The sequence below is a fragment of the Streptomyces sp. NPDC030820 genome, assembly GCF_055572075.1.
The window spans coordinates 703,136-723,495 of sequence record NZ_JBVIEB010000002.1 but is presented as its reverse complement, the minus strand read 5'-3'; the positions used below and the strand labels follow the sequence as shown (position 1 = coordinate 723,495).

Below are 20,360 nucleotides of genomic sequence, written 5' to 3'. Positions count from 1 at the left end.
CAAGTTGAAGACACCTCGACTGTAGGCCACGCTGAATCGCCCTGGTAGTGGAAGCACTACGGAGAGGAGCGGTCGTGTCCGGCAAGAACGACCCCGCCCAGTGGCAGGGCCCCCCGGACGTTCCGAGCCCTGGCACGCTCGTGGTGGACGGGCGTGATCGGGTCGGCGAGTTCCGGGGCGTGGCGTACGGATACTGGCATCTGCGTCCGGTCGGGGGCGGCAAGGAATGGTCGGTTGACCCGGATGAGGTGCGGCCGGCGAGCCCCGTGCAGCGCTTGCATGCCGAGACTGCCCGCGCGAATGCGCGTAGCCGGGGTGAGCTGCTGTGAGTACCCGAACCCGTCGGAAGTTCGCCCTTTTCAACTGGACGCTTCGGCCGGACCATGACGAAGACGCTCCGCCGACGATGTACGCGTTTCGGTGCCTCACGCTCAACGACGACGACACCGAGTGTGCCAAGGAGTCGCCGCCGAGCGAGGACCCCACCGAACCGCAGGGGTGGGCGTTCGACCACATGCGCGCGCATCCCGAGCACACGAGTTACGCCGAGGTGATCGAGCGCCCGTGGGTCATGTGGCGCCAGGGGCCGACATGACCAGTCGACCGGAGCCAGCGGGTTACTGGTGCGAGGTGCTCGCCCAGGGGTTTGTGTGCGGCGCAGGAGAGAGCACCCGGTACGTCTTAGCCACCTACCGGACCATTTCCCCTGTGCTCGCGCTGCGCTGGCTCCGCAGCGAAGCACTGCACATCGCGGATCGGCTTGACCTCGATCCCCTCAGTTCGGGGTGGGTGCACCCGTCCATGCTCGTGGCGAGCATGCCCCTTCCGGATTGCCCCGCAGAACTCAGGGCCTGGACGACCGACCGGACCGAGGAGCGCGAAGCGCGCCAGCATCTCAAGGGCGGGCATCCGATGTTCGCGAAGTTCCTGGATACGGACTGCACCTACACCCTGGCCGTCTGGCCGATCGGGCTATCGACCGACGAGGGCGCACCGCCGGCACCGGAACCGATGTGCCACCGAATCGGCGGGTTATCGCATCCCCTGTACGTGCTCGCCGAGGACCCGTGGCGGTAGAGCCAGCCGCCCTCTCTGAGACTCCGCTCCCGCCACATTGACTCGCTCTGTGGCAGGGGGCGGGCACTACCCCGAGCCCGACCGGGCCGGGACCGTCCGAAGGAAAGGGGCGCGGAGATGACCGCGACCACCGAGCCCAACACCGCCAAGCCCGAGCCCACCGGCAGCGACACCGAGGCCGCCGAGCCAGCCGCCCCGGACGACCAGGGCGACGACGACCACCAGGACGAGGGTGCCACCGCATCTCTCGGCGGCTATCTGCTGCTCATTGCGTAGCGGCGCTGTCCGGCCACGGAAGCCCACACCCATCAAGCGGAAGGAAGCAGCAGTGACCACACTCCTTGAACCGCCCGCCGCATCCCCCGTCGCCGGTATCCAGTCCCTGGAACTGGAGATCACCGGTAAGTGCCAGCTCACCTGCACGCACTGTCTGTCCGAGTCCAGCCCGCAGGCGACGCACGGCACGATGACGCCCACTGATTGGCGCGCGGTCATTACGGACGCCGCCGCTCTGGGCATCCGGACCATTCAGCTCATCGGCGGTGAGCCGACCACGCACCCGAACTGGCGTGAGTTCACGGAACTCGGGCTGTCGCTCGGACTGCACGTCGAGGTGTACTCAAACCTGTTCCACGTCAGGCCCGAGTGGTGGGACCTGTTCACGCGCGACGGGGTGACGCTCGGTACGAGCTACTACAGCGATGACCCCGCCGAACACGACAAGATCACGGGCCGCGCCGGAAGCTACGTCCGCACACGGTGCAACATCCGGGCAGCGGTCAACCGTGGGGTCACCATCCGGGCCGGGCTCGTGGACCTCCTGCCGGGGCAGCGCGTAGCCGAAGCCCGCGCCGAGCTGGAATCCATGGGCGTGAAGCACATCAACACGGACCGAGTACGCGCCGTGGGTCGTGCCGCACTGCCCGGCACGAAGCCGACGTTGGACGAGATGTGCGGCAGGTGCACCAGGGGCCGGGCCGCCATCCTCCCGAACGGGGACCTTGCCGGCTGCGTGCTTTCGCGCGACTTCCCGGCAGGCAACGTGCGGGAAACGCGGCTCGTCGAGCTGTTCCGTGGGAAGGCTTGGGCGAACCTGTCGGCCAGCATTCCGCCCCCGCGCGTGAACGCGTGCACGCCGGACGACTCGGGCGACTGCGATCCCGCCAACACCGAAGCGTGTGATCCCGCGTACTGACCTGGAAGGCTCAGCGGCATGGATTGGGAGACAAGGGCACACGCCCTTGCAGACCAGGTGACCGACCCAGACTCGCGATGGCTCGCCCCCGTGGCACGCACCGCCCGTCACACACTGGTTCCGCGTTGGTGGGACGTGGACGACGCGGGACGATGGGTGCTGCGGGACGGGCCGAGCGACCCGGAAGCATGGGCGGACGCCGCGTACGCAGACCGGTCGCTGATCACCAGGGTTGGCACGCTGCACGCCGACCAGGCGAAGCCCGGTGACGAGCCCAAAGGCTTGCCCACCTCATCCGCCACACTGCCGAGCTTGGTTGTCCGGATGCTGCGACACGGCCGACTCGGCGACGGGCTGTCCCTGCTCGACTTGGGAACCGGAGCCGGCGGGCTCACGGCGTACGCCTGTCACCGACTCGGAGACGGGTGCGTGACGAGTCTGGACGTGGACCCGTACCTAGTCAGCGCGGCAGGGGAACGGCTTGCGTCCATGGGCCACCACCCGAAGATGATCACAGCTGACGCCACCGAGCACGTACCGGGCTCATACGACCGGATCGTGAGCACGGTTGCGCTATCTCCAGGGCCGGGGCTCCGGGCGGTACTCAGCGCCCTGGAACCCGGAGGGCGCATCGCAACGACCCTCGCGCGCACTTCCCTGATCATCACCGGATGGAAAGACAGCAACGGGGATGTGGTCGGGCAGGTAGAGCGGGATATGGCGGGCTTCATGATCACCCGGTCCGGGGACGACTACCCGCCCATCCTCGCGCACCTGTTCGCCCTCGCTCGCGGGGGTCAGGGGGAGGAGACGAGCACCGGCCGGTATCCCGTGGTAGACGTTGCGAACGCGTGGGAACTCCGGTCCATGCTGGAAGTGACCACGCCGGGCGTCGAGGTCGACTACGAGATCAATGGACGCCACCGGACCGCCTACCTCGTCCACCCGGATGGCTCATGGGCGCGCGCGTCCGCCAAGTGGACCGACCCGCCGGAAGTCCACCAGAGCGGCCCGCAGCGGCTCTGGGATGCCCTGGAACGCATCCGGAACCGGCTCAACGCCGAGGGCGCGTTGCCCCTACTCGGCGCCCGAGTCCGCATCACGCCCGATGGAGTGTGCCACCTGTCCCGTGGTCGGTGGCGCGCGTCCATGGGCGCCCTGTAAGCCCGGCACACCGCAGTCCCCCACCCCTCGGTGTGCTGGTCGGTGGCGCGGCCCGAGCGTCACCGACACCGCCCCGTCCGTGTGCTGCCCCCGTGGCGTGCGGGCGGGGCTCCGCGCTACGTAGTCGACGGGAGGCCGACGGCTGAGCTGATCAGCCGCTTCTCCGCTGCAGGTGCAACAGAGACCTCGGTGACGCACTATAGAAGTAGGGAAGATCATATACGTTCGTCAGCGACGCGAAGCAGGCCGGCTAACGTCGGCGGCGGGTGGCCGCCAGGGCAGCGGCTTCTCGGAGCGCGGCTTCAAGGCGTTCGTCGGCGGCCTTAGATTTCTCGATGGCCTGAGTGGCGGCTGTCACGGCCGCGTTGATGTTCCGCTGCCTCCTCAACCTGTCACTCTCGGGGCCCCTCTCTGTGAGCGCGAGTCGAATCCCCTGGATGCCGAGCAGCGACCTCAGGAACGCTTGGTTCGAGTCTCGGTACGCCTGTACCAGCTCACGCGTCGTATAGAGCGTCAGCTTGGTGACGACCAGCCGGAACTGCTCGTCTTGGTGTCCCGGGTCGAGATCCTGGGGACTCATGCCGCTGGGCAGCTCCCTGCGTTCCCAAGCGGTGTCGCGCGTGTTGCCGAGTGCGAGCATCTTCCGGTGCGCTTCCTCGATCGCGTCGGCGCGGCGTTCCCACACCTTGAATTCGCTCTCGCGGTCACGGGTCGCCCGCTGAGTGAGGCTGGCCGACACCAGGGTGGCGACCGTGCCGATGACGGACCCCAGTAACCCGGCACCGGTACTGATCAGGGCTAGGGCAACAGGTGTGATCGTCACGTCGGCAGCGTAGGCATGGGTGCGGCACCGTGGAGCTGAAATTGGCGAAGCCCCGGTGGCCGAACCCCGGGGCTTCCGCGCGTTCAGAGCACGCCGAGCGACGTTAGCGCCACCAGGCACAGCGTCAGCGAGCCACCGAAGACGCCGCCGCCGTACAAGAACGCGGGTCCCTTGGGGGTGGTGGGCTTGTGGTGGATGAGACCCGCCACGATGCCGACGATGACGGAGAGCAGGAGGCAGATCACGAAGACCAGCAGCTTGACGCCGAAGGAGAGATTCAACGGTCCGAGTACCCTTCCGGTGATCAGACCGTTCGCGTACGCCTCAGTCCGATCACCACGTGACATACGTGTGATCTGACCGAGGCCCACCGACGATGGGGCTCAACCATTCAGGTGCCTGGCCAAGGCTGGTCGGCCGTACCTCTTTCTTGGACCGAACCGCAGTCTGCGTTAAGGCTGGGGCTCCACCCCTGCCACGCCCCAGCCGTCGGTGCCGAGGTCGCCCTGCGGATTTCTCCGAGGCTTCCAACTGTACCGGAGTCGTGCCGCGTTGGCGGGTCGACGAGCGCGAGCCCTGGGACGGTATCCCCCGTGGCCTCTCATGCGTTGGCCGGCTCCCGTGCCCCGGGGCGGGCTCTCGTGAGGCGGGAGACCCCACGGGAGCCCGGGACGGGCCTACGCGGCGGCGGGCGGCTGCTCTTCGTCCGTCTGGGGCGGCATCTCCACCACCGTCGCGACGGTGGGTTGCTCGTCGGCCTTGCGCTTGAAGCGGTGCCAAGCGTCACGCGCGCGGCTGGCCGAATCGATCACGTCCGGAACCTGATCCAACACGCCCTTCAGCGCGAAGAGGAAGATCGAGGCCACCCCTGCGACGGCGAGGATGGCGAGCGTCGTAGCCCCGTCCAACTGACTCGGTACCTTTCGGGTTGGGTGACCGAGCAGTGGCTCATGCGCAGGGCATTCGTCAGCTCGGCCACAATGACTGTGGTCGAACTGAGAAGCCCTGCATCCGACGTCTCGCCGGGAATCTCAGAAACCAGGCGCGAACCTGGCTGTTAGTTATCTGTTCGTGGTGCAAGCAGAAGACAAGCCTAAGTCGAGTGCAACCCGACGTCGGATGGCTTCTGGGGTGTACGTGGCTTTCCCGTACAAGCGCAGCAGCCAGACAGATCACACGTCCCCTGGAACGCCCCGCGTACTCATGCGGATCACAGAGGTGACAAGACATGAAGTTCTGCCGACTGATCGCACACGGCAGCACGAAGCATGACCGCAGGCAACCTGTCTTGTGCTCACAGGAGTTCGCAGCTCCACCGTGGGCACACCACGAGAATAGCGCACTAGCACGGAACTGTGCGTGAAAACAGGGGAATTGCGTGTTGAGCTGGTGAAACACGTCCATCCCGCCCCAGTTCTGAAGGCGGGGTGGACGGGGCGAACTAGGCGGCGGGCGGCTCCTCGTCGTCCGCTGGGACCGTCACCGAGGGCGGCGGCTCCTCCACGTCGCCGGGCTTGGCCACCTCGCCCTGCTCCTCCTTGAGGCGCTTCCACGCGTCGCGCGCACGGCGGAACGAGTCGAAGACGTCGGGGAGCTGATCAAGGAGGCCCTTGATCGCGAAGAGCAGCACGGAAGCCACGCCAGCGATGGCGAGAATGATGATGATGGCGGTGCCGTCCACCGACTTTCCCTTCGTGTTCATGAGGAACACGCACCCAAGCCGGTGCCGCAGGCACCTCGACCCGAGTGGGTGTTCCCTCTCTTCGGGTCGAGACACCTGCGCTGACGCGCTGCGCAAATGATCTCGTTTGTGGACCGTGCTCTCGGCCCACTGGTACTTCTGAACGTGTTACTTAGACATTTGGTTGAAACTCACCAGCCCTCACCGACTCGCGTCGTGGGGAGCCTTGGCGGAAACATCCCCGTCAATGACAGCTGATGCGTCCTGGTTTCTCGACCGCTGTCGGGACGCCCAGGTGCGGAGGATCGTCGTAGCCCTCAGCGAGTGATGGTAGCGCATATCAATGTGATCTTCGCTAGAGCGCAAGAAAGCCCCGCCTCGGTCGAGTTGGGGCGGGGCTGACTGGGTCGCGAGTCAGCAGCCTCCCGTTCAGCCGGCGGTCACCTCTCGTGCTTGGCGATCACGGCTCGTGACAGCCGCGGAGGGGGGTCGGCGGCCCCTGAGCTACTTACTTCAACCGCAAATTGTGCGGGGCTGAAATCCCGTGCTCTCCTGGTACCAGCCGGGCGGCACAGCCCCCGGTCAGGGCCCCTCTACGGCGGTGCGGCCCCAGGTTCCCCGCCGTGTACGGCACCCACGCAATGCTGACGACGGGAACCCCGATGCCTGCACGCACATTCAGCCCTGACGCGCTGCGCCAGATCCGGCGCGAGCGTGGTGTAACCCAGGTCGAGCTGGCCGCTGTACTCGAGCGCAGCTTTACCGCCGTTTCGATGTACGAGAACGGCCGGTCGACCCCGCCGGTCGAGGTGCTCCATCAATCATCAAGCCCCGTCCGGCACTTGTCGGACGGGGCTATCTTCTGCCTTCGTGGTGACGAAATCCAAGGTCAGCCAGATTCCAGGGGATCAAGGCGGGTACAGTGTGGTTAACAGGCGCTCCCGGTCAGGACGGCGTCGTAGGAGCCGTACGGCAGTTCCGCCCGCCAGTCGGGATCCTTGAGGTCGGCGGTGACGAAGGTGACCCGCTCGTCGCCCTCGAAGGTGCCGCGGGCGATGGCCAGCAGGGCCGGGTCGAGGTCGACGCCGGTACTGGTGGCGTCCGGGAACCGCTGCAGCAGCCGGGCGGTGATGCTGCCGGTGCCGCAGGCGAGGTCGAGGACCCGCGGGGCGGTACCGACCAGCGCCTCGACCATGTCGAGCATGATCCGGAAGCGTTCCTCGCGGTCCGGCATGTACCACTCCTGCTGCCGGTCCCAGCTCTCCTGCCACGCGGCCCAGTCGGTGCCCGTACTCGTCGTCATGAAAACTGCCCCCCTCGTCTGCGTAATACCCTGGAAGCACGACCGGCTGTTACCCGACCGCAGACATGACCATAAAGCGCCCTCGTAAGGACTACAAGTGGAACTGGCCTATTACTCGGATTACGCCGTCCGCCTCGTCAACAGCGAGGAACCGGCCCGGGGCAAGGACTCGCTGACCTCGGTCGAGGCCGTCCGCGACCTCTTCGGCGTCAACTCGTCGGCGGCCCGCCGCGCCACCGACGCCGATGTCACGCGCTTCCGCTCGGTGCGGGCGCGACTGCGCGCGGTCTTCGAGGCGGCCGACAAGGGCGACGAGACGCTGGCCGTGGACCTGCTGAACTCACTGCTGCTGGAGTTCCCGGTGTCGCCGCAGATCTCCGGCCACGACCACCGCGACGAGGACGGCCGCCCGCTGTGGCACATGCACCTGGCCGACCACCCGTCGAACGCCACGGCGGGCTACGCGGCGATCGCGGCGATGGGCCTGGCCTTCCACCTGACGGAGTACGGCGTGGACCGCCTGGGCCTGTGCGAGGCAGCCCCCTGCCGCAACGCCTACCTCGACACCTCCACCAACCGCTCCCGGCGCTACTGCTCCGACCGCTGCGCGACCCGCGCGAACGTGGCCGCCTACCGGGCCCGCAAGCGCCTGGAGGCCGACCGGCCGGGCAGCAGCGGCCTCGCCGCCGAGAGCGCCCAGCGCACCATCGCCAGCGGCGAGCGCTGACCGGCGGGCAGCGGCCGGTACCGGAAGCGGGCGCGCCCGAGGATCAGCTCATCGGGTACGACCCCGTAGTCCGTGCTGTCCCCGCCCGCGTAGGGGTTGTCCCCGAGCACCCACCAGCCGCCGTCGCGCCGCTCCACGGCACGCTTGACGACGAGCAGGTCCTGCTGGAACGGATGCCGCAGGACGACGACGTCCCCCGCCCGGACCGACGCGCCGTACTGCACCAGCAGCCGGTCCCCGTGCAGGAGCGTGGGCACCATGGACGGCCCGGTCACTTCCGCCACTCCGAAGGGCGCCACGGCCCTCCCCCGCTCGGTCTCCTGCGACAGCTCCGGCATCCCCGGCACCTCCCCGGTCCGTTCCTCCACCAGTCTCAGTCTGACCCTGGACTTTTGTCCTAAGCCCTAGGGGGCACCCGAGAAATCGCCTTCCTCAGGGAGTAATGTCGCACCTGAGAAGACGATCACGAGGAAGGAATGCTCCATGCTTTCCCGCCTGTTTGCCCCCAAGGTCAAGGTCAGCGCCCACTGCGACCTGCCCTGCGGCGTGTACGACCCGGCCCAGGCCCGCATCGAGGCGGAGTCGGTGAAGGCCATCCAGGAGAAGATGGCCGGCAACGACGACCCCCACTACCAGGCGCGTGCCACCGTCATCAAGGAGCAGCGCGCGGAGCTCGCGAAGCACCACGTCTCCGTGCTCTGGAGCGACTACTTCAAGGCCCCGCACTTCGAGAAGTACCCGGAGCTGCACCAGCTGGTCAACGACACCCTGAAGGCCCTCTCGGCCGCCAAGGCGTCCACCGACCCGGCGACGGGCCAGAAGGCGCTGGACTACATCGCCCAGATCGACAAGATCTTCTGGGAGACCAAGAAGGCCTGACCTTCAGTCATGCCCTCTGACCTGCGATTTCCTTGGTTGCAGCGTCTCCCTGCCCGCACCCGGTCCCCAGGCCGCCGAACACGGCGCCCCGGACGGACCGGGTGCGGTCTTCTTCGCCCGGCCACACGCCCATCCACTGCTCGGCTGCTCTACTTCTCACCATGTGATCCGTGGATAGCATCGGCGTTCATGACGCTGACGGAGCGGTGGACTTCCCGTGTTCTCCTGGTGGACGACGACGATCGTCTGCTCCTGTTGTGCGGCCGTGATCCGCGCAGACCAGGCGCACGATGGTGGTTCACCGTCGGTGGTGGCGTCGAGGACGGCGAGAGCTATCCCCAGGCTGCCGTGCGTGAGGTCTGGGAGGAGACGGCACTGTCTCTTCCCGTTGGGCGCTTGGGCCCCGTCGTCTGGACCCGGCAGGCGATCTTCAGCGTCGACGGCCAAGTCTTCGACCAGTACGAGGAATACCGCCTTGCCCGCGTCACGGCCGAAGAGGTCCGCGGGATGAACGTCCGGACACAGGAGGCTCGTTACGGGCATCGTTGGTGGTCGGCAGCGGAACTGGCCACCACTGCGGAGACCGTCCGACCGAAGAGGATGGCTTCTCTCCTGCCCGATGCGCTGTCGGCCGTCGGTCTTGATCAACCCCCTGTGCATCTGGGCAATTTCAACGAAGACACTGATCCGGAGTAGCGCATCGGTACGTCACGGGTGACAGGCGAGCAAGAGAGCGGCTGTGACCAGGGACGTGGCCAGACCCGCGCCGAGCGTGAGGGCGGCCAGGGCCGGTACGGACGTCAGCGAGCCCGTCCCGAACACGGGCCACAGTGCGTCCCGGAACGCCGTCGCCGCACTGATCGCGACGCATCCGGCGACGGCCGATGCCTCGGCGATCCGGCGGGTCCGGGTGCGCGGCGGCCGGGCGATGAATCTGTGCATCGGCACCGGACTGACCCTCGCCGCGGGCCAGAACCTCCTCGCCGTCGTCCGGACCGCTCCTCGCCCCGGCTCCCTCACCGAGACTTTGGCGCTGGGCCTCCTGGCCGCCACGGCCATCAGCACCGGCCACGACCTACGGCAGAAGAGGGCGTAGGCCGACGGACGAACCCCCGCTGGTCGGGGCCGACCGGGGTGGACGGCCTGTGGTGCGCCGAGGCCTCCTGGGTCATGCACGCGGCCGGCGTCGGCCGTCGGCTCGCGCACATGCTCCTGGAGACCGGCGCCCTGCTCGTGGAGCCCGATCGGCTCGACCCCCGATGCGCTACACCGCGAGCCACGCCGCCTGGTCGGGACCCAGCCGGCCGTCCTCGACGGGACCGCTGGTCAGCAGGATCGCGGTGTGGCCGGGCAGCGGGTACGGCTCGGTGGAGAGGTTGACCACGCAGACGAAGCCGGGGTCGCGGCGGAAGGCGAGGACTCCGGCGGGGGTGTCCAGCCAGGTGAGGGTGCCGTCGCCGAGGGCCGGGTGCTCGCGGCGTCGGAGCAGCGCGGCGCGGTAGAGCTCCAGCATGGAGGTCTCGTCGCCGGTCTGCGCCTCGACGGTGCGCGCGGCCCAGTCCGCGGGCTGCGGCAGCCAGGGTGCGGCGGAGGCGTCCTCGGGGCTGAAGCCGTACGGTGTGCTGCTCCCGGACCAGGGGATCGGCACCCGGCAGCCGTCGCGGCCGCGGTCGGTGTGGCCGGAGCGTTCCCAGACGGGGTCCTGGAGGACGGAGTCGGGCAGGTCCTCGACCTCGGGCAGGCCGAGCTCCTCGCCCTGGTAGATGTACGCGCCGCCGGGCAGGGCGAGCATCAGCAGGGCGGCGGCGCGGGCGCGCCGGGTGCCCAGTTCGAGGTCGAGGGGGCCTTCGGGTTCGTAGCGCTCGTTGGCCACCCAGCGCTTGGCCGCCCTGCGGCCGTACCGGCTGGCGTGGCGCATGACGTCGTGGTTGGAGAGCACCCAGGTGGCGGGTGCGCCCACCGCGCCGAGCATGGCGAGGGAGTCGTCGATGACCGTGCGCAGGTCCTTCGGGTCCCAACTGGACATCAGGAAGTCGAAGTTGAACGCGGTGTGCAGGCCGTCGGCACGGACGTAGGCCGCCAGCCGCTCGGGGGTGTCGGCCCACGCCTCGGCGACGAAACACCGGTCGCCGGGGAACTCGTCGGCCACCTTGCGCCAGGCGCGGTAGATGTCGTGGACCTCGTCGCGGTCCCAGTGCGGGTGGTCGAGGTGGTTCCGGCGCCGGCCGACCCCGGCCGGACGCGGCGGCAGGTCGGGCAGTTCCGGGTGCTTGATCAGTCCGTGCGCCACGTCGATTCGGAAGCCGTCCACACCCCGGGCGAACCAGAACCGCAGGATCGACTCGAACTCGGCCCGCACCTCGAGGTGCTGCCAGTTCAGGTCGGGCTGCTGCGGGGCGAAGAGGTGCAGGTACCACTCGCCGTCGGGCAGCCGGGTCCAGGCCGGGCCGCCGAAGGAGGAGACCCAGTCGTTGGGCGGCAGGTCGCCGTCGGGGCCGCGGCCGGGGCGGAAGACGTAGCGGTCGCGTTCCGGGCTGCCCGGGCCGGCCGCCAGCGCCGCCTGGAACCAGGCATGCCGGTCGGAGGTGTGGTTGGGCACCATGTCGGGGATGATGCGGATCCCGTGCCGGTGGGCTTCCTCGATGAGCTGCTCGGCCTCCTCGACGGAGCCGAACAGCGGGTCGATCGCGCGGTAGTCGGCCACGTCGTAACCGTGGTCCGCCTGCGGCGACTTGTACCACGGGTTGATCCACAGGGCGTCGACGCCCAGCGACTTGAGGTACGGCAGGCGGGAGCGGATGCCGGCGATGTCACCGACGCCGTCCCCGTTCCCGTCGGCGAAGCTGCGGATGTAGACCTGGTAGATGACGGCGCTGCGCCACCACGGTGCGGTGCCGGACATGCTGCTCCTTGGGAGTGGAAGAGGGCTTACTTCGCGGCACCGGCCGTCAGGCCGGCGACGATGCGGCGCTGGAAGAGCAGCACCATGACCACCAGCGGGATCGTCACGAGGACACCCGCGGCCATCTGGCTGCCGAACGGGGTCTCGTACGTCGTGGCGCCGGTGAACTTGGAGATGGCGACCGGTGCGGTCTGCATGTCCGGCCGGTTGGTCATCGACAGGGCGATGAGGAACTCGTTCCAGGCCGCGATGAACGTGATGATCGCGGTGGTGAAGATGCCAGGCGCGGCGAGCGGGACGATGACCTTGCGGAAGGCCTGACCGCGGGTGCAGCCGTCGACCATGGCGGCGTGCTCCAGCTCGTCCGGCATCTGCCGGAAGAAGGTGGTCAGGTTCCACACCGCCAGCGGCAGCGCGAAGGACATGCTCGGCACGATCATGGCCTGGTAGGTGTTGATCCAGCCGATGTCCGTGAACAGCTTCAGCAGCGGGACCACGATCGACACGACCGGGAACATCGAGGTGGCGATGATCAGGGTGAGGATCAGCCGCTTGAACCGGAACTCCAGCCGGGCCATCGCATAGGCGGTGAACGTGGCCAGCAGCAGCGCCAGCACGGTGGTGGTGCCGGCCACGACCAGGCTGTTGAGGAGCGCCCGGGTGAAGCCCTGGGAGGCACCGAACAGCGACCGGTAGTTCGCGAACGACACCGGGGACGGGACGAGCGAGGTGTCGAAGATGTCGGAGGTGCGGCGCAGGCTGGAGACCAGCATCCAGTAGAAGGGGGCCAGGCAGTAGGCCACCACCGCGGCGACCCCCACGTACAGCAGGCGGCCGCGCCATTTCGCCGTGGTCGTCATGCCGTCACCTCCGTACGGCGCGCGAACACGAGCCTGGCCTTCCTCTTGCGGTGGCCGCCGCCGGTGTCGCCGACGAGATCCGCGCCCAGCAGCCGTACGAAGGCGAGCGCGATGAGGAAGACGTACAGGAAGAGCAGGACCGCGTAGGCGGAGGCGGGTCCGAAGCGGACGTTGGACGCCTCGTTCTGCGCCAGCATGGACAGGGTTTCCACCGAGTTCTTCCGCGCGCCGATCAGGATGTAGGGCAGGTCGAACATCCGCAGCGCGTCCATGCAGCGGAACAGCATCGCCACCAGCAGCGCGGGTTTCACCAGCGGCAGCGTGATGTGCCAGAACTGACGCGGCGGACTGGCGCCGTCGATGCGGGCCGCCTCGTAGACCTCCTTCGGGATCACCTGCAGTCCGGCCAGGACCAGCAGCCCGATGAACGGGGCGGTCTTCCACACCTCGGCGACGATGACCGCGACCTTGGCGTGGAAGCCCTCGGTGGTCCACAGGATCTGGTGGCCGATCAGGGCGTTGGCGATGCCGTCGCTGTTGAAGATCCACCGCCACAGCAGGCCGGAGATGGCCGTGGGCACCGCCCAGGGGACGAGGATGCTCGCCCGGACCAGGGCCCGGCCGCTGAACGCCCGGTGCATGATCAGGGCCATGGCGACACCGATCACCGTCTCCAGTCCGACGGTCACGACGGTGAAGAAGGTGGTGTTCCAGAAGGCGTTCCAGAACCGGTCCCCGGCGGCGCCGAGGATGTCGGCGTAGTTCCTCAGCCCGACGAACGGCTCGGTGCTGCGGATGAAGCCGGTCCTCGGGTCGAGACCCTTCGGTCCGTACAGCGACTCCCTGAGCGCCATGAGCGTCGGGTAGAGCACGACGACCGTCAGCACCAGCAGTGTCGGGGACACCAGCAGGGCCGCCATCCGCCCGGCGCCGGCCGTGGCGCGGGCCCGGGGGCGGGACCGCCGGCCTGTCGCGGTCGTACGGGACGGGCGGTGGGGCTCGGCCGCCGCGGGTCCGGGCGGTATCTCGATGTCGGTCATGGCCCCGCTCCTCACTGCCCCGTGGACTTCAGCAGCTCCCGCTGCAGGTCCTTCAGCGCCTGTGCGCTGCTCTTGGTGCCGGTCAGCGCGGCGTACGCCTCCTGCTGGATCGCCGAGGTGACATCGCCGTACTGGACGACGCGCGGGCGCGGGACGGCGCGCAGGATCGACTGCTTGAGGACCGGGAGGTACGGGTACTGCCGGGCCAGTGACGCGTCGTCGTACAGGTCGGTGTACGGCGGGGCGAGGGAGGCCTTCTCCAGGAACGTCTTCGCGGTGACCTCGCTGCTGTAGAACTTCATGAAGTCCACGGCCGTGGCCTTGTTCTTGGCGAAGGACGACAGGGCCAGGTTGTGACCGCCCAGGCTGGAGGCGCCGGGTCCGTTCAGGCCGGGCAGCGGCGCGACGGCGTACTTGCCGGCCATCTTGCTCTTGCCGGCGAGCGCGTACATGTACGGCCAGTTGCGCAGGAAGACCAGCTTGCCGGCCTGGAAGGCCTGGCGGCCGTCCTCCTCCTGGTAGGTGATGGCCTCCTTGGGGATCGTGGCGTCCCGGAACGAGCCGGCCAGGAAGTCCAGTCCCTTCTTCGCCTCGGGAGTGTCCACATCGGGCTTGCCGTTCGCGTCGGTGACGACGCCGCCCGCGGAGTTCACGGCCTCGGAGAAGTTGACCGTCAGGCCCTCGTACTTCTGGAACTGCCCGGCGTAGCAGGACACGCCCTTGGCGGCGGGCAGCTTCTTCACCTTGGCGCAGTCGGCCTTCAACTCGGCCCAGGTCGCCGGGGCCTTGCCGATTCCGGCCTGCTTCAGCAGGTCGGTGCGGTAGTACAGCATGCCGCCGTCCGAGCTGGCCGGGGCCGCGTACAGACCGCCGCGGTACTTGGCCGTCTCCACCACCGGCTTGAGCATCCGGTCCAGGGGGAACTGCTGCTCGGGCAGCCTGTCGATCCACTGGTGCGCGGCGAACTCCGACGTCCACACGACGTCCAGAGAGAGCACCGTATAGGCGTCGGACTTCGTCTCGGCGTTCTGGATCATCTGCTGGCGCTGCGCGTCCGCGTCCGTGGGCAGCTGGATGAAGGTGACCTTCTCCTTCGGGTGCAGCTTGTTCCACTGGTCGAGGACCGGCTGGACGGCTCCGGTGGTGTCCTTTCCGGCCACGTAGGTGATGGGGCCGCGGCCGGTGAACGAGGTGGACCCGGATTGCCCTGCGGAGCCGCCGTCGTCGGACGAGCCGCAGGCGGCGAGGAGGAGTCCGGCGGCGGCGAGCGCGGCCGAGCATCGAAGGGCTCTGGCGGTTGTGGTCTTCACTGTCTCTCCTGGTCGTGCGGAACCTGAGGCGACTCTGTTGTGAGACTGCGTTGTCACGGCGGCTTCTTGATCAAAGCTGCAGGTCAAAGCAGGTGTTGTGGGCACCCTGGAGACGGCTTTGACCGCTTCGAGACAACGCTTGCACGCTAGGAGTGGGATAACCGGAAGTCAATGCGTTACTTCCCGGTAACGAGTGGAGAGCAGGCCGCCGAGCTTGTGAAAGCGCTGTCACAGCCAGCGTCGACAGGAGCCCTTTTGTGCTAGCGTCCGGCACATGCCTCCAGCTCAGCGACACCCCACGATGGCTGACGTCGCCGAACGGGCCGGGGTCTCCACGTCCACCGTCTCGCGGACCCTGCGCGGCCTGACCACCGTCTCGCCGGAGGTGCGCGCCCGTGTCGAACAGGCCGCCCGCGAGCTGAACTTCGCAGTCTCCCGGCAGGCCGCAAGCCTTGTCACGGGGAAGACCGGGACCGTGGCGGTGCTCGTCCCCACACTCAACGCGTGGTTCATGGGCTCGGCCCTCTCCAGCCTGGCCCCGGTGCTGCGGGCCGCGGGCATGGAGCTGACCGTCTATGTGATCCCGGACCTCGCCGAGCGCACCTCGTTCTTCGACCGGCTGCCCGCCCGCCGGAACGCCGACGCACTGCTGGTCTTCTCCTTCGACCTCACCGAGGAGGAGACCGACCGGCTGGACACCCTCGGCATGCCGGTCATCTACGTCAGCCAGCACGTCGAGGGCCGCCCCAGCGTGTACGTCGACGACGTCGCCGGCGCCCTGCACGGCACCCGGCACCTGCTCAACCTCGGGCACCGGCGGATCGCGTTCATCAAGACGGTGGGCGCGAGCGGCTTCTCCTTCAGCTCCAACGAGCGGCTGCTCGGCTATCAGCAGGCGCTCACCGAAGCGGGCATTCCGCTCGACGACGATCTGATGGCCGCCCTTCCGGTGGGCGACAAACGCGCCACCGCCGAAGCGCTCGGGAAGCTGCTGACCCTGCGCGAGCCGCCCACCGCCGTCTTCGCCGAACAGGACGAGGTCGCCGTCGCCGTCATCCGCACCCTGCGCCGGACACACATCGAGGTACCCGCGCAGATGTCCGTCCTCGGCTTCGACGACCAGCCGGTGGCCGACTGGTTCGACCTGTCCACCATCGCCCAGTCGCCCTCGGACATCGGCCGCGCGGCCGGCCGGCTGGCCCTGCGGCTCATCGACGGCTCCGAGGCGGATCAGGTGGAGCAGGCGGACCACAAGCAGCACATCGTGCTGCCCACGCATCTGATCCCGCGGGCCACCACCGCACCCGTCCCGCACGGCGACCGGGACGCCGACGGCGAACTTCCGCGCGCCTGAGGCTTTCGGTGCCCTGTGCCAAGCTGTGGATGTGACTCTGGAGGATCTCAGACAGCTGCGGCGCGTGCGCGACCGCATGGACCGGGAGTACGCCGAGCCCCTCGACATGACCGAGCTGGCCCGGGGCGCCCACATGTCGCCCGGCCACTTCCAGCGCAGCTTCCGCAAGGCCTTCGGGGAGACGCCGTACAGCTATCTGATGACCCGCAGGATCGAGCGGGCCAAGGCGTTGTTGCGCCGGGGCGACCTCAGCGTGACCGAGGTGTGCCTCGCCGTGGGCTGTACGTCCCTGGGCTCCTTCAGCTCCCGCTTCACCGAGCTGGTCGGGGAGACCCCGAGCGCCTACCGGGCCCGCGACCACGAGGAGAGCGCGGTGATCCCGTCCTGCGTGGCCCGTACGTTCACCCGCCCCCGCCGCCGCCCCTACTGAACGGCGCGCCGCCTACTGCACCCTGGTGGTGTCACCCGGCGCCGCCTGCCTTGGGCTCGCGCGCTTCGGAGTGGATGGGCCTAGCGTGAGCCCATGGACGTGAAACTCAAGAACTGCTTCATCGCGGTGGACGATCACGACAAGGCGCTCGCCTTCTACCGTGACGTGCTCGGCCTGGAGGTCCGCAATGACGTGAGCTTCGAGGACATGCGCTGGGTGACGCTCGGCTCGCCGCTCCAGCCGGACGTCGACATCGTGCTGGAGCCGCCCGGCGCGAACCCGGACGCCTCCCCCGCCGACCGGCAGGCGATGGCCGAGCTGCTGGCCAAGGGCATGCTCCGGGGTGTCATCTTCACCACCGAGGACTGCGACGCCCTGTTCGAGCGGGTGCAGGCGTCCGGCGCCGATGTGCTCCAGGAGCCGACGGACCAGCCGTACGGGGTGCGCGACTGCGCCTTCCGGGACCCGGCGGGCAATCAGCTGCGCTTCCTCCAGCGGCCCGCGGAGTGACTGCCCCGGCCTGATCATCCGCTGGACGTACGGGGCGGCCGGGACGGACCCGCGCCTGAAGCTCCAGGGCGTCACCGAGGGCGACGGTGGCGCCCACCTCGACCTCTGCGCCGAGGACGTACGGGAGTTGACCGGGGCGGCCCTGGAACTCGGCGCGGCGCTGGTGGCGGACCACGGCGACTGGGCCGTACTGGGTTCTCAGGAGTCCCGGCCGGAGTTCGAGGTGCTGCGGCCGCCGGCCGGGCTGCCCGTCCGGATCCTGCTCCAGCGGCTGGACGAGAAGCGCCCCGCCTCCGCCCACCTCGATCTGGCCTGCGCGGACATCGCGGCGGTCCGCGCCCGGCACGAGGAGCACGGCGCCGTCGTGGTGGGCGGCGGCCCGCACTGGACGGTGCTGCGCGACCCGGCGGGCGGCGTCCACCGCCTGACCGGCCGCGACCGGGAGACGGGCGGCCTGCCCGGTGGGGGTCAGCGCGCCGTCGTCGCGTAGCGGCACAGGACCGCGGCGTGCCCGGCCGCCGCGGCCGGATCCGCCGACGGACTCGGCGGGCAGGAGCGGTCGTCGCCCAGCGGCTGCTGCCGCAGACGCCGCAAATCCTCCCCTCCCACGGCCCTCCCACGGCCACGGCGGCCGCTCAGACCGTCACCGCCCACCGCCACCACCGGCGCGCGGCATTCCCCCTGACCAGTCACCCCCAGGGCTCCACGTCCACCACGGCGTCGGCCGGCACCGGCCCGTACACATGGGGGAACTCCTCCCCGCCGGGCTCCACGGCGTCGTACTTCACCGGCACGCCGACCAGGGCCGGGTCCACGACCAGCACGACCAGCTCGTCCGGGCCGGCGTAGTCGCCGTAGAGGAACTCGGCGATACGCGGGAGCTGTTCGCGGGTGGAGAAGTGGATGAAGCCCTCCTCCGCCAGGGTGCGGCCACGGGTCGACACCTGGTAGGTGCCGCGCTCGCGCGCCGCTTCCCACAGGGAGCGCTCGGTGATGTGGACGATGTGCGGAAGTTTCGGCATGCGGCCACGCTACGGCCTCGGCCGGGCCGTGCGCGTTTCCTCATCCGGCCCCGATGTCGTCCACTCCGCCCATGACGGGCCGGATCACCACGGGGTACTCGGTCAGGCCCTCGGGGCCGGGACAGCGGGTGACGCGTTCGGCGATCTCGGTGACCCGGTCCAGGCTCGCGCAGTCCACCACCCAGAAGCCCGCCATCAGCGGCTCGGTCTCGCCGTACGGATCGTCGGTGATCACGGTCTCGCCGTCCTCGCCTCGCGCGACCAGCCGGGTCAGGGCGGGCTCGGCCAGGCCCTGGGCCTCGACGAGTTCGCCGGACTCGGCGAGGCTGTCGCTGATCGCTCCCATGTACAGGTACATGGCCTTGAGCTGCACCTCGGTCCAGGCGGGGGCGTGCTCGGTGGGCTTGCCTGCCATCGCGTCGTACTCCGCCTGGGTGCCCTGCACCATCACCAGGTACTTCATGGTCCCCTCCTTCGGCCCGGGACCGCCCGGCTCAGGACTTCTCGGCCGCGGATTCACCGGGGCGCGGCTGCTCGCTCCCCTCGTCCGGAGCCGCGGGCTCGACGGGCTCGCCGTAGGCCGCGCAGTCGGGGTTGCGGCAGGGGCCGGGGCCCCACACCGGCACCCAGGCGCCCAGCGTCTTGCGCCGTCCGACGACCGTGTCGACGGGCTGTCCGCAGACCGGACAGACGTGGTCCTCGCTGTCCATGTCCTCAGGGTAGGGCGGGCAGGGGTTCAGCGCTTCCTGCGGTACGTCCGCACCAGCGCGCCGTTGCCGAAGGTGCGCACCGAGTCCAGGGTGAACTCCTTGATGTCGAGTCCGGTGCCGAACATCGGCATGCCGGCGCCGTAGACGATGGGGTAGGACTTGATGACGAGTTCGTCGATCTCGTCGAGCAGTGCGCCGGCGAGCAGCGAACCACCGCACAGGTAGATGTCCAACCCGCCTTCCTCGGCCTTCAGTTCGCGCACCCGGCCGACCAGGTCGTCGGCGATGACCTCGACGTTCGGGTCGGGGGAGCTGCCCAGCGTGCGCGAGGCGACGTACTCGCGCAGGTGGGCGTAGGGGCTGGTGATGCCCTCCTTCAGTGCCAGCTCGTAGCTGGCCCGGCCCTGGATGACGGTGTCGAACCGCTTGTTCTCCAGGTGGTCCAGGCCCAGCGGCTTGCGGGCGTGGGTGGGGAGGGTCTCCGGGAACTCCGTCCCGAGGAACGTGAGGTACTCCTGGTCCAGGAAGCGGAGCATCGCGGAGCCGTCGCCGTGCTCGTCGCCGATGAAGCCGTCGAGCGAGCAGGCGATGAAGTACGTGAGCTTTCGCAAGCTTGGTCTCTTTTCATAGGCTGCGGGGCGGCCGAATAACCACTCCGTCTGTAGTGCTTCATTTGTAGTACTCCGGTTGTAGTGGTGGCAAGGTCTTTCAGGGATGCTGTTGGGACCGAGGGCAAGTGGGAGAAGGGATTCCGCATGGCGGGCAATCCGGAACGGCGGGCGGCGCTGGTGGACGCCGGGATCGCGGTGCTGGCGAGGGAGGGCGCACGCGGGCTGACGTTCCGCGCGGTGGACGGCGAGGCAGGCGTGCCCACGGGTACCGCCTCCAACTACTTCACCAACCGCGACGACCTGCTCCGTCAGATCGACGCCCGGCTGCATCTCCGGCTCGCGCCCGATCCGGAGGTGGTGGAGAGGCTGCTGCGCGGGGCCCGCGACCGCTCCCTGGTGATGGCCTTCATGCGGGATCTCATGGACCGCGCCACCCGCGACCGCACCGGCTATCTGGCCCTGCTGGAGATGCGTCTGGAGGCCACCCGGCGCCCCGAACTGCGCGCCTCCTTCACCAGGTCGGTGCGCGGGGACCTGGAACAGGGCATGGCGTTCCACCGCCAGAGCGGCCTGCCCGGCGGCGACGAGACCGTCACCGTCCTCTACCTCGCGATGCTCGGCCTCATCCTGGAACATCTGACGCTGCCGGGCGTCCTGGACGGAGCCCTGGAAGGGGTGAGCGTGCCGGAGGGGCTGGTCGAGAGGATCGTTACGACGATCGTCCCGGCCGAGTAGGCCGACGGGGCTCCACAGCGCGACGGC

General features: G+C 68.9%; 28 protein-coding genes and 2 pseudogenes. 16 read left to right on the top strand and 14 right to left on the bottom strand.

All coding sequences use genetic code 11. The annotated features are described in order from the left end of the window. The first annotated feature begins 74 nt into the window (after positions 1–74). The 6 genes from ACZ418_RS07970 to ACZ418_RS07945 all read left to right on the top strand — a co-directional run bounded on the left by ACZ418_RS07970 (position 75) and on the right by ACZ418_RS07945 (position 3,436). The gene (locus ACZ418_RS07970; RefSeq protein ID WP_468358548.1) at positions 75–329 is read left to right on the top strand and encodes a hypothetical protein; all 255 of its coding nucleotides are present in this window, start codon (positions 75–77) and stop codon (positions 327–329) included. Further along, positions 326–595, top strand: a complete 270-nt coding sequence (locus ACZ418_RS07965) for a DUF7848 domain-containing protein (protein WP_468358545.1) — start codon at positions 326–328, stop codon at positions 593–595. Before ACZ418_RS07970 ends, ACZ418_RS07965 begins: the two co-directional genes overlap by 4 nt. 113 nt (positions 596–708) lie before the next feature. Next, the gene (locus tag ACZ418_RS07960) at positions 709–1,077 is read left to right on the top strand and encodes a hypothetical protein (RefSeq protein ID WP_468358542.1); all 369 of its coding nucleotides are present in this window, start codon (positions 709–711) and stop codon (positions 1,075–1,077) included. Positions 1,078–1,194: 117 nt separating this feature from the next. Continuing rightward, on the top strand, positions 1,195–1,353 hold the full coding sequence (locus tag ACZ418_RS07955; RefSeq protein ID WP_468358539.1) for a hypothetical protein: 159 nt from the start codon (positions 1,195–1,197) through the stop codon (positions 1,351–1,353). Between the two features lie 52 nt (positions 1,354–1,405). Continuing rightward, complete coding sequence (locus tag ACZ418_RS07950) at positions 1,406–2,272, top strand: radical SAM/SPASM domain-containing protein (RefSeq protein WP_468358536.1); 867 nt, start codon at positions 1,406–1,408, stop codon at positions 2,270–2,272. 18 nt (positions 2,273–2,290) lie between these two features. Then, positions 2,291–3,436 (top strand): methyltransferase domain-containing protein, encoded by a 1,146-nt coding sequence (locus ACZ418_RS07945; RefSeq protein ID WP_468358533.1) that lies wholly within the window; start codon positions 2,291–2,293, stop codon positions 3,434–3,436. 250 nt (positions 3,437–3,686) lie between these two features. Here ACZ418_RS07945 and ACZ418_RS07940 read toward each other — a convergent pair whose 3' ends face one another. From ACZ418_RS07940 to ACZ418_RS07925, 4 genes are all read right to left on the bottom strand, one after another. Then, on the bottom strand, positions 3,687–4,259 hold the full coding sequence (locus ACZ418_RS07940; RefSeq protein WP_468358530.1) for a hypothetical protein: 573 nt from the start codon (positions 4,257–4,259) through the stop codon (positions 3,687–3,689). Positions 4,260–4,342: 83 nt separating this feature from the next. Beyond that, positions 4,343–4,540, bottom strand: coding sequence for a hypothetical protein (locus ACZ418_RS07935; protein ID WP_468358527.1), 198 nt, complete (start codon positions 4,538–4,540; stop codon positions 4,343–4,345). Positions 4,541–4,936: 396 nt separating this feature from the next. Continuing rightward, positions 4,937–5,167 (bottom strand): hypothetical protein, encoded by a 231-nt coding sequence (locus ACZ418_RS07930; RefSeq protein ID WP_468358524.1) that lies wholly within the window; start codon positions 5,165–5,167, stop codon positions 4,937–4,939. A 533-nt stretch (positions 5,168–5,700) separates the two neighbouring features. Continuing rightward, a complete protein-coding gene (locus ACZ418_RS07925) occupies positions 5,701–5,961 on the bottom strand; it encodes a hypothetical protein (RefSeq protein ID WP_468358521.1) in 261 nt (86 codons plus the stop codon). Positions 5,962–6,581: 620 nt separating this feature from the next. Here ACZ418_RS07925 and ACZ418_RS07920 point away from each other — a divergent pair. Further along, on the top strand, positions 6,582–6,872 hold the full coding sequence (locus tag ACZ418_RS07920) for a helix-turn-helix domain-containing protein (RefSeq protein ID WP_468358946.1): 291 nt from the start codon (positions 6,582–6,584) through the stop codon (positions 6,870–6,872). A 2-nt stretch (positions 6,873–6,874) separates the two neighbouring features. Here the strand turns inward: ACZ418_RS07920 and ACZ418_RS07915 are convergent. Then, positions 6,875–7,243: pseudogene (locus ACZ418_RS07915) on the bottom strand (class I SAM-dependent methyltransferase); the annotation flags it as partial. Between the two features lie 97 nt (positions 7,244–7,340). Between ACZ418_RS07915 and ACZ418_RS07910 the strand changes: the two are divergent. Next, positions 7,341–7,970, top strand: coding sequence for a CGNR zinc finger domain-containing protein (locus tag ACZ418_RS07910; protein ID WP_468358518.1), 630 nt, complete (start codon positions 7,341–7,343; stop codon positions 7,968–7,970). Here the strand turns inward: ACZ418_RS07910 and sodX are convergent. After that, on the bottom strand, positions 7,874–8,308 hold the full coding sequence (gene sodX / locus ACZ418_RS07905) for a nickel-type superoxide dismutase maturation protease (protein WP_468358942.1): 435 nt from the start codon (positions 8,306–8,308) through the stop codon (positions 7,874–7,876). The two genes, ACZ418_RS07910 and sodX, sit on opposite strands and share 97 nt — an antisense overlap. Positions 8,309–8,453: 145 nt before the next feature. On the opposite strand from sodX, the gene sodN reads away from it, so the two are divergent. From sodN to ACZ418_RS07890, 3 genes are all read left to right on the top strand, one after another. Next, positions 8,454–8,849, top strand: coding sequence for a superoxide dismutase, Ni (sodN, locus tag ACZ418_RS07900; protein WP_330337855.1), 396 nt, complete (start codon positions 8,454–8,456; stop codon positions 8,847–8,849). A gap of 189 nt (positions 8,850–9,038) precedes the next feature. Continuing rightward, positions 9,039–9,545, top strand: a complete 507-nt coding sequence (locus ACZ418_RS07895) for an NUDIX hydrolase (RefSeq protein ID WP_468358515.1) — start codon at positions 9,039–9,041, stop codon at positions 9,543–9,545. Between the two features lie 43 nt (positions 9,546–9,588). Further along, positions 9,589–9,945 carry a hypothetical protein gene (locus ACZ418_RS07890; RefSeq protein WP_468358512.1) on the top strand — a complete coding sequence of 119 codons (357 nt, stop codon included), beginning with the start codon at positions 9,589–9,591 and terminating at the stop codon, positions 9,943–9,945. Positions 9,946–10,113: 168 nt separating this feature from the next. Here ACZ418_RS07890 and ACZ418_RS07885 read toward each other — a convergent pair whose 3' ends face one another. The 4 genes from ACZ418_RS07885 to ACZ418_RS07870 are packed head-to-tail and all read right to left on the bottom strand — an operon-like array spanning position 10,114 to position 14,961. Next, complete coding sequence (locus tag ACZ418_RS07885) at positions 10,114–11,751, bottom strand: glycoside hydrolase family 13 protein (RefSeq protein ID WP_468358509.1); 1,638 nt, start codon at positions 11,749–11,751, stop codon at positions 10,114–10,116. 26 nt (positions 11,752–11,777) lie between these two features. Continuing rightward, positions 11,778–12,611, bottom strand: a complete 834-nt coding sequence (locus ACZ418_RS07880) for a carbohydrate ABC transporter permease (protein WP_468358506.1) — start codon at positions 12,609–12,611, stop codon at positions 11,778–11,780. Beyond that, on the bottom strand, positions 12,608–13,651 hold the full coding sequence (locus ACZ418_RS07875; RefSeq protein ID WP_468358502.1) for a carbohydrate ABC transporter permease: 1,044 nt from the start codon (positions 13,649–13,651) through the stop codon (positions 12,608–12,610). The genes ACZ418_RS07880 and ACZ418_RS07875 overlap by 4 nt, the downstream gene beginning before the upstream one ends. An 11-nt stretch (positions 13,652–13,662) precedes the next feature. Further along, positions 13,663–14,961 carry an ABC transporter substrate-binding protein gene (locus tag ACZ418_RS07870; protein WP_468358499.1) on the bottom strand — a complete coding sequence of 433 codons (1,299 nt, stop codon included), beginning with the start codon at positions 14,959–14,961 and terminating at the stop codon, positions 13,663–13,665. Positions 14,962–15,235: 274 nt separating this feature from the next. Between ACZ418_RS07870 and ACZ418_RS07865 the strand changes: the two genes are divergently transcribed. From ACZ418_RS07865 to ACZ418_RS07850, 4 genes and pseudogenes are all read left to right on the top strand, one after another. After that, the gene (locus ACZ418_RS07865; protein WP_468358496.1) at positions 15,236–16,315 is read left to right on the top strand and encodes a LacI family DNA-binding transcriptional regulator; all 1,080 of its coding nucleotides are present in this window, start codon (positions 15,236–15,238) and stop codon (positions 16,313–16,315) included. A gap of 31 nt (positions 16,316–16,346) precedes the next feature. Next, positions 16,347–16,745: a helix-turn-helix transcriptional regulator gene (locus tag ACZ418_RS07860; protein WP_468358493.1), complete on the top strand. Its 399-nt coding sequence runs from the start codon at positions 16,347–16,349 to the stop codon at positions 16,743–16,745. Between the two features lie 93 nt (positions 16,746–16,838). Then, entirely contained in the window at positions 16,839–17,255 is a 417-nt protein-coding gene (locus ACZ418_RS07855; RefSeq protein ID WP_468358490.1) for a VOC family protein, read from the top strand. Between the two features lie 40 nt (positions 17,256–17,295). Next, positions 17,296–17,745: pseudogene (locus ACZ418_RS07850) on the top strand (VOC family protein); the annotation flags it as partial. A 199-nt stretch (positions 17,746–17,944) separates the two neighbouring features. On the opposite strand, the gene ACZ418_RS07845 reads toward ACZ418_RS07850, so the two are convergent. From ACZ418_RS07845 to ACZ418_RS07830, 4 genes are read right to left on the bottom strand one after another with little or no spacing between them, the layout of a single operon-like run. Further along, entirely contained in the window at positions 17,945–18,277 is a 333-nt protein-coding gene (locus ACZ418_RS07845; RefSeq protein ID WP_468358487.1) for a DUF952 domain-containing protein, read from the bottom strand. Positions 18,278–18,317: 40 nt separating this feature from the next. Further along, a complete protein-coding gene (locus ACZ418_RS07840; protein WP_468358484.1) occupies positions 18,318–18,740 on the bottom strand; it encodes a YciI family protein in 423 nt (140 codons plus the stop codon). 31 nt (positions 18,741–18,771) lie between these two features. Further along, positions 18,772–18,987: a hypothetical protein gene (locus ACZ418_RS07835; protein WP_468358482.1), complete on the bottom strand. Its 216-nt coding sequence runs from the start codon at positions 18,985–18,987 to the stop codon at positions 18,772–18,774. A 26-nt stretch (positions 18,988–19,013) separates the two neighbouring features. Then, a complete protein-coding gene (locus ACZ418_RS07830) occupies positions 19,014–19,598 on the bottom strand; it encodes a dihydrofolate reductase family protein (protein ID WP_468358479.1) in 585 nt (194 codons plus the stop codon). A 144-nt stretch (positions 19,599–19,742) separates the two neighbouring features. Here ACZ418_RS07830 and ACZ418_RS07825 point away from each other — a divergent pair, with 144 nt between their 5' ends. Then, a complete protein-coding gene (locus ACZ418_RS07825; RefSeq protein WP_468358476.1) occupies positions 19,743–20,333 on the top strand; it encodes a TetR/AcrR family transcriptional regulator in 591 nt (196 codons plus the stop codon). Positions 20,334–20,360: the final 27 nt, after the last annotated feature.

Coding starts and splice junctions, on each gene's coding strand:
- ACZ418_RS07865 (WP_468358496.1), top strand. CDS start 15,236: ATGCCTCCAGCTCAGCGACACCCCACGATGGCTGACGTCGCCGAACGG.
- ACZ418_RS07840 (WP_468358484.1), bottom strand. CDS start 18,740: ATGAAGTACCTGGTGATGGTGCAGGGCACCCAGGCGGAGTACGACGCG.
- ACZ418_RS07955 (WP_468358539.1), top strand. CDS start 1,195: ATGACCGCGACCACCGAGCCCAACACCGCCAAGCCCGAGCCCACCGGC.
- ACZ418_RS07825 (WP_468358476.1), top strand. CDS start 19,743: ATGGCGGGCAATCCGGAACGGCGGGCGGCGCTGGTGGACGCCGGGATC.
- ACZ418_RS07875 (WP_468358502.1), bottom strand. CDS start 13,651: ATGACCGACATCGAGATACCGCCCGGACCCGCGGCGGCCGAGCCCCAC.
- ACZ418_RS07920 (WP_468358946.1), top strand. CDS start 6,582: ATGCTGACGACGGGAACCCCGATGCCTGCACGCACATTCAGCCCTGAC.
- sodX (WP_468358942.1), bottom strand. CDS start 8,308: ATGCCGGAGCTGTCGCAGGAGACCGAGCGGGGGAGGGCCGTGGCGCCC.
- ACZ418_RS07845 (WP_468358487.1), bottom strand. CDS start 18,277: ATGCCGAAACTTCCGCACATCGTCCACATCACCGAGCGCTCCCTGTGG.
- sodN (WP_330337855.1), top strand. CDS start 8,454: ATGCTTTCCCGCCTGTTTGCCCCCAAGGTCAAGGTCAGCGCCCACTGC.
- ACZ418_RS07885 (WP_468358509.1), bottom strand. CDS start 11,751: ATGTCCGGCACCGCACCGTGGTGGCGCAGCGCCGTCATCTACCAGGTC.
- ACZ418_RS07895 (WP_468358515.1), top strand. CDS start 9,039: ATGACGCTGACGGAGCGGTGGACTTCCCGTGTTCTCCTGGTGGACGAC.
- ACZ418_RS07925 (WP_468358521.1), bottom strand. CDS start 5,961: ATGAACACGAAGGGAAAGTCGGTGGACGGCACCGCCATCATCATCATT.
- ACZ418_RS07880 (WP_468358506.1), bottom strand. CDS start 12,611: ATGACGACCACGGCGAAATGGCGCGGCCGCCTGCTGTACGTGGGGGTC.
- ACZ418_RS07835 (WP_468358482.1), bottom strand. CDS start 18,987: ATGGACAGCGAGGACCACGTCTGTCCGGTCTGCGGACAGCCCGTCGAC.
- ACZ418_RS07945 (WP_468358533.1), top strand. CDS start 2,291: ATGGATTGGGAGACAAGGGCACACGCCCTTGCAGACCAGGTGACCGAC.
- ACZ418_RS07855 (WP_468358490.1), top strand. CDS start 16,839: ATGGACGTGAAACTCAAGAACTGCTTCATCGCGGTGGACGATCACGAC.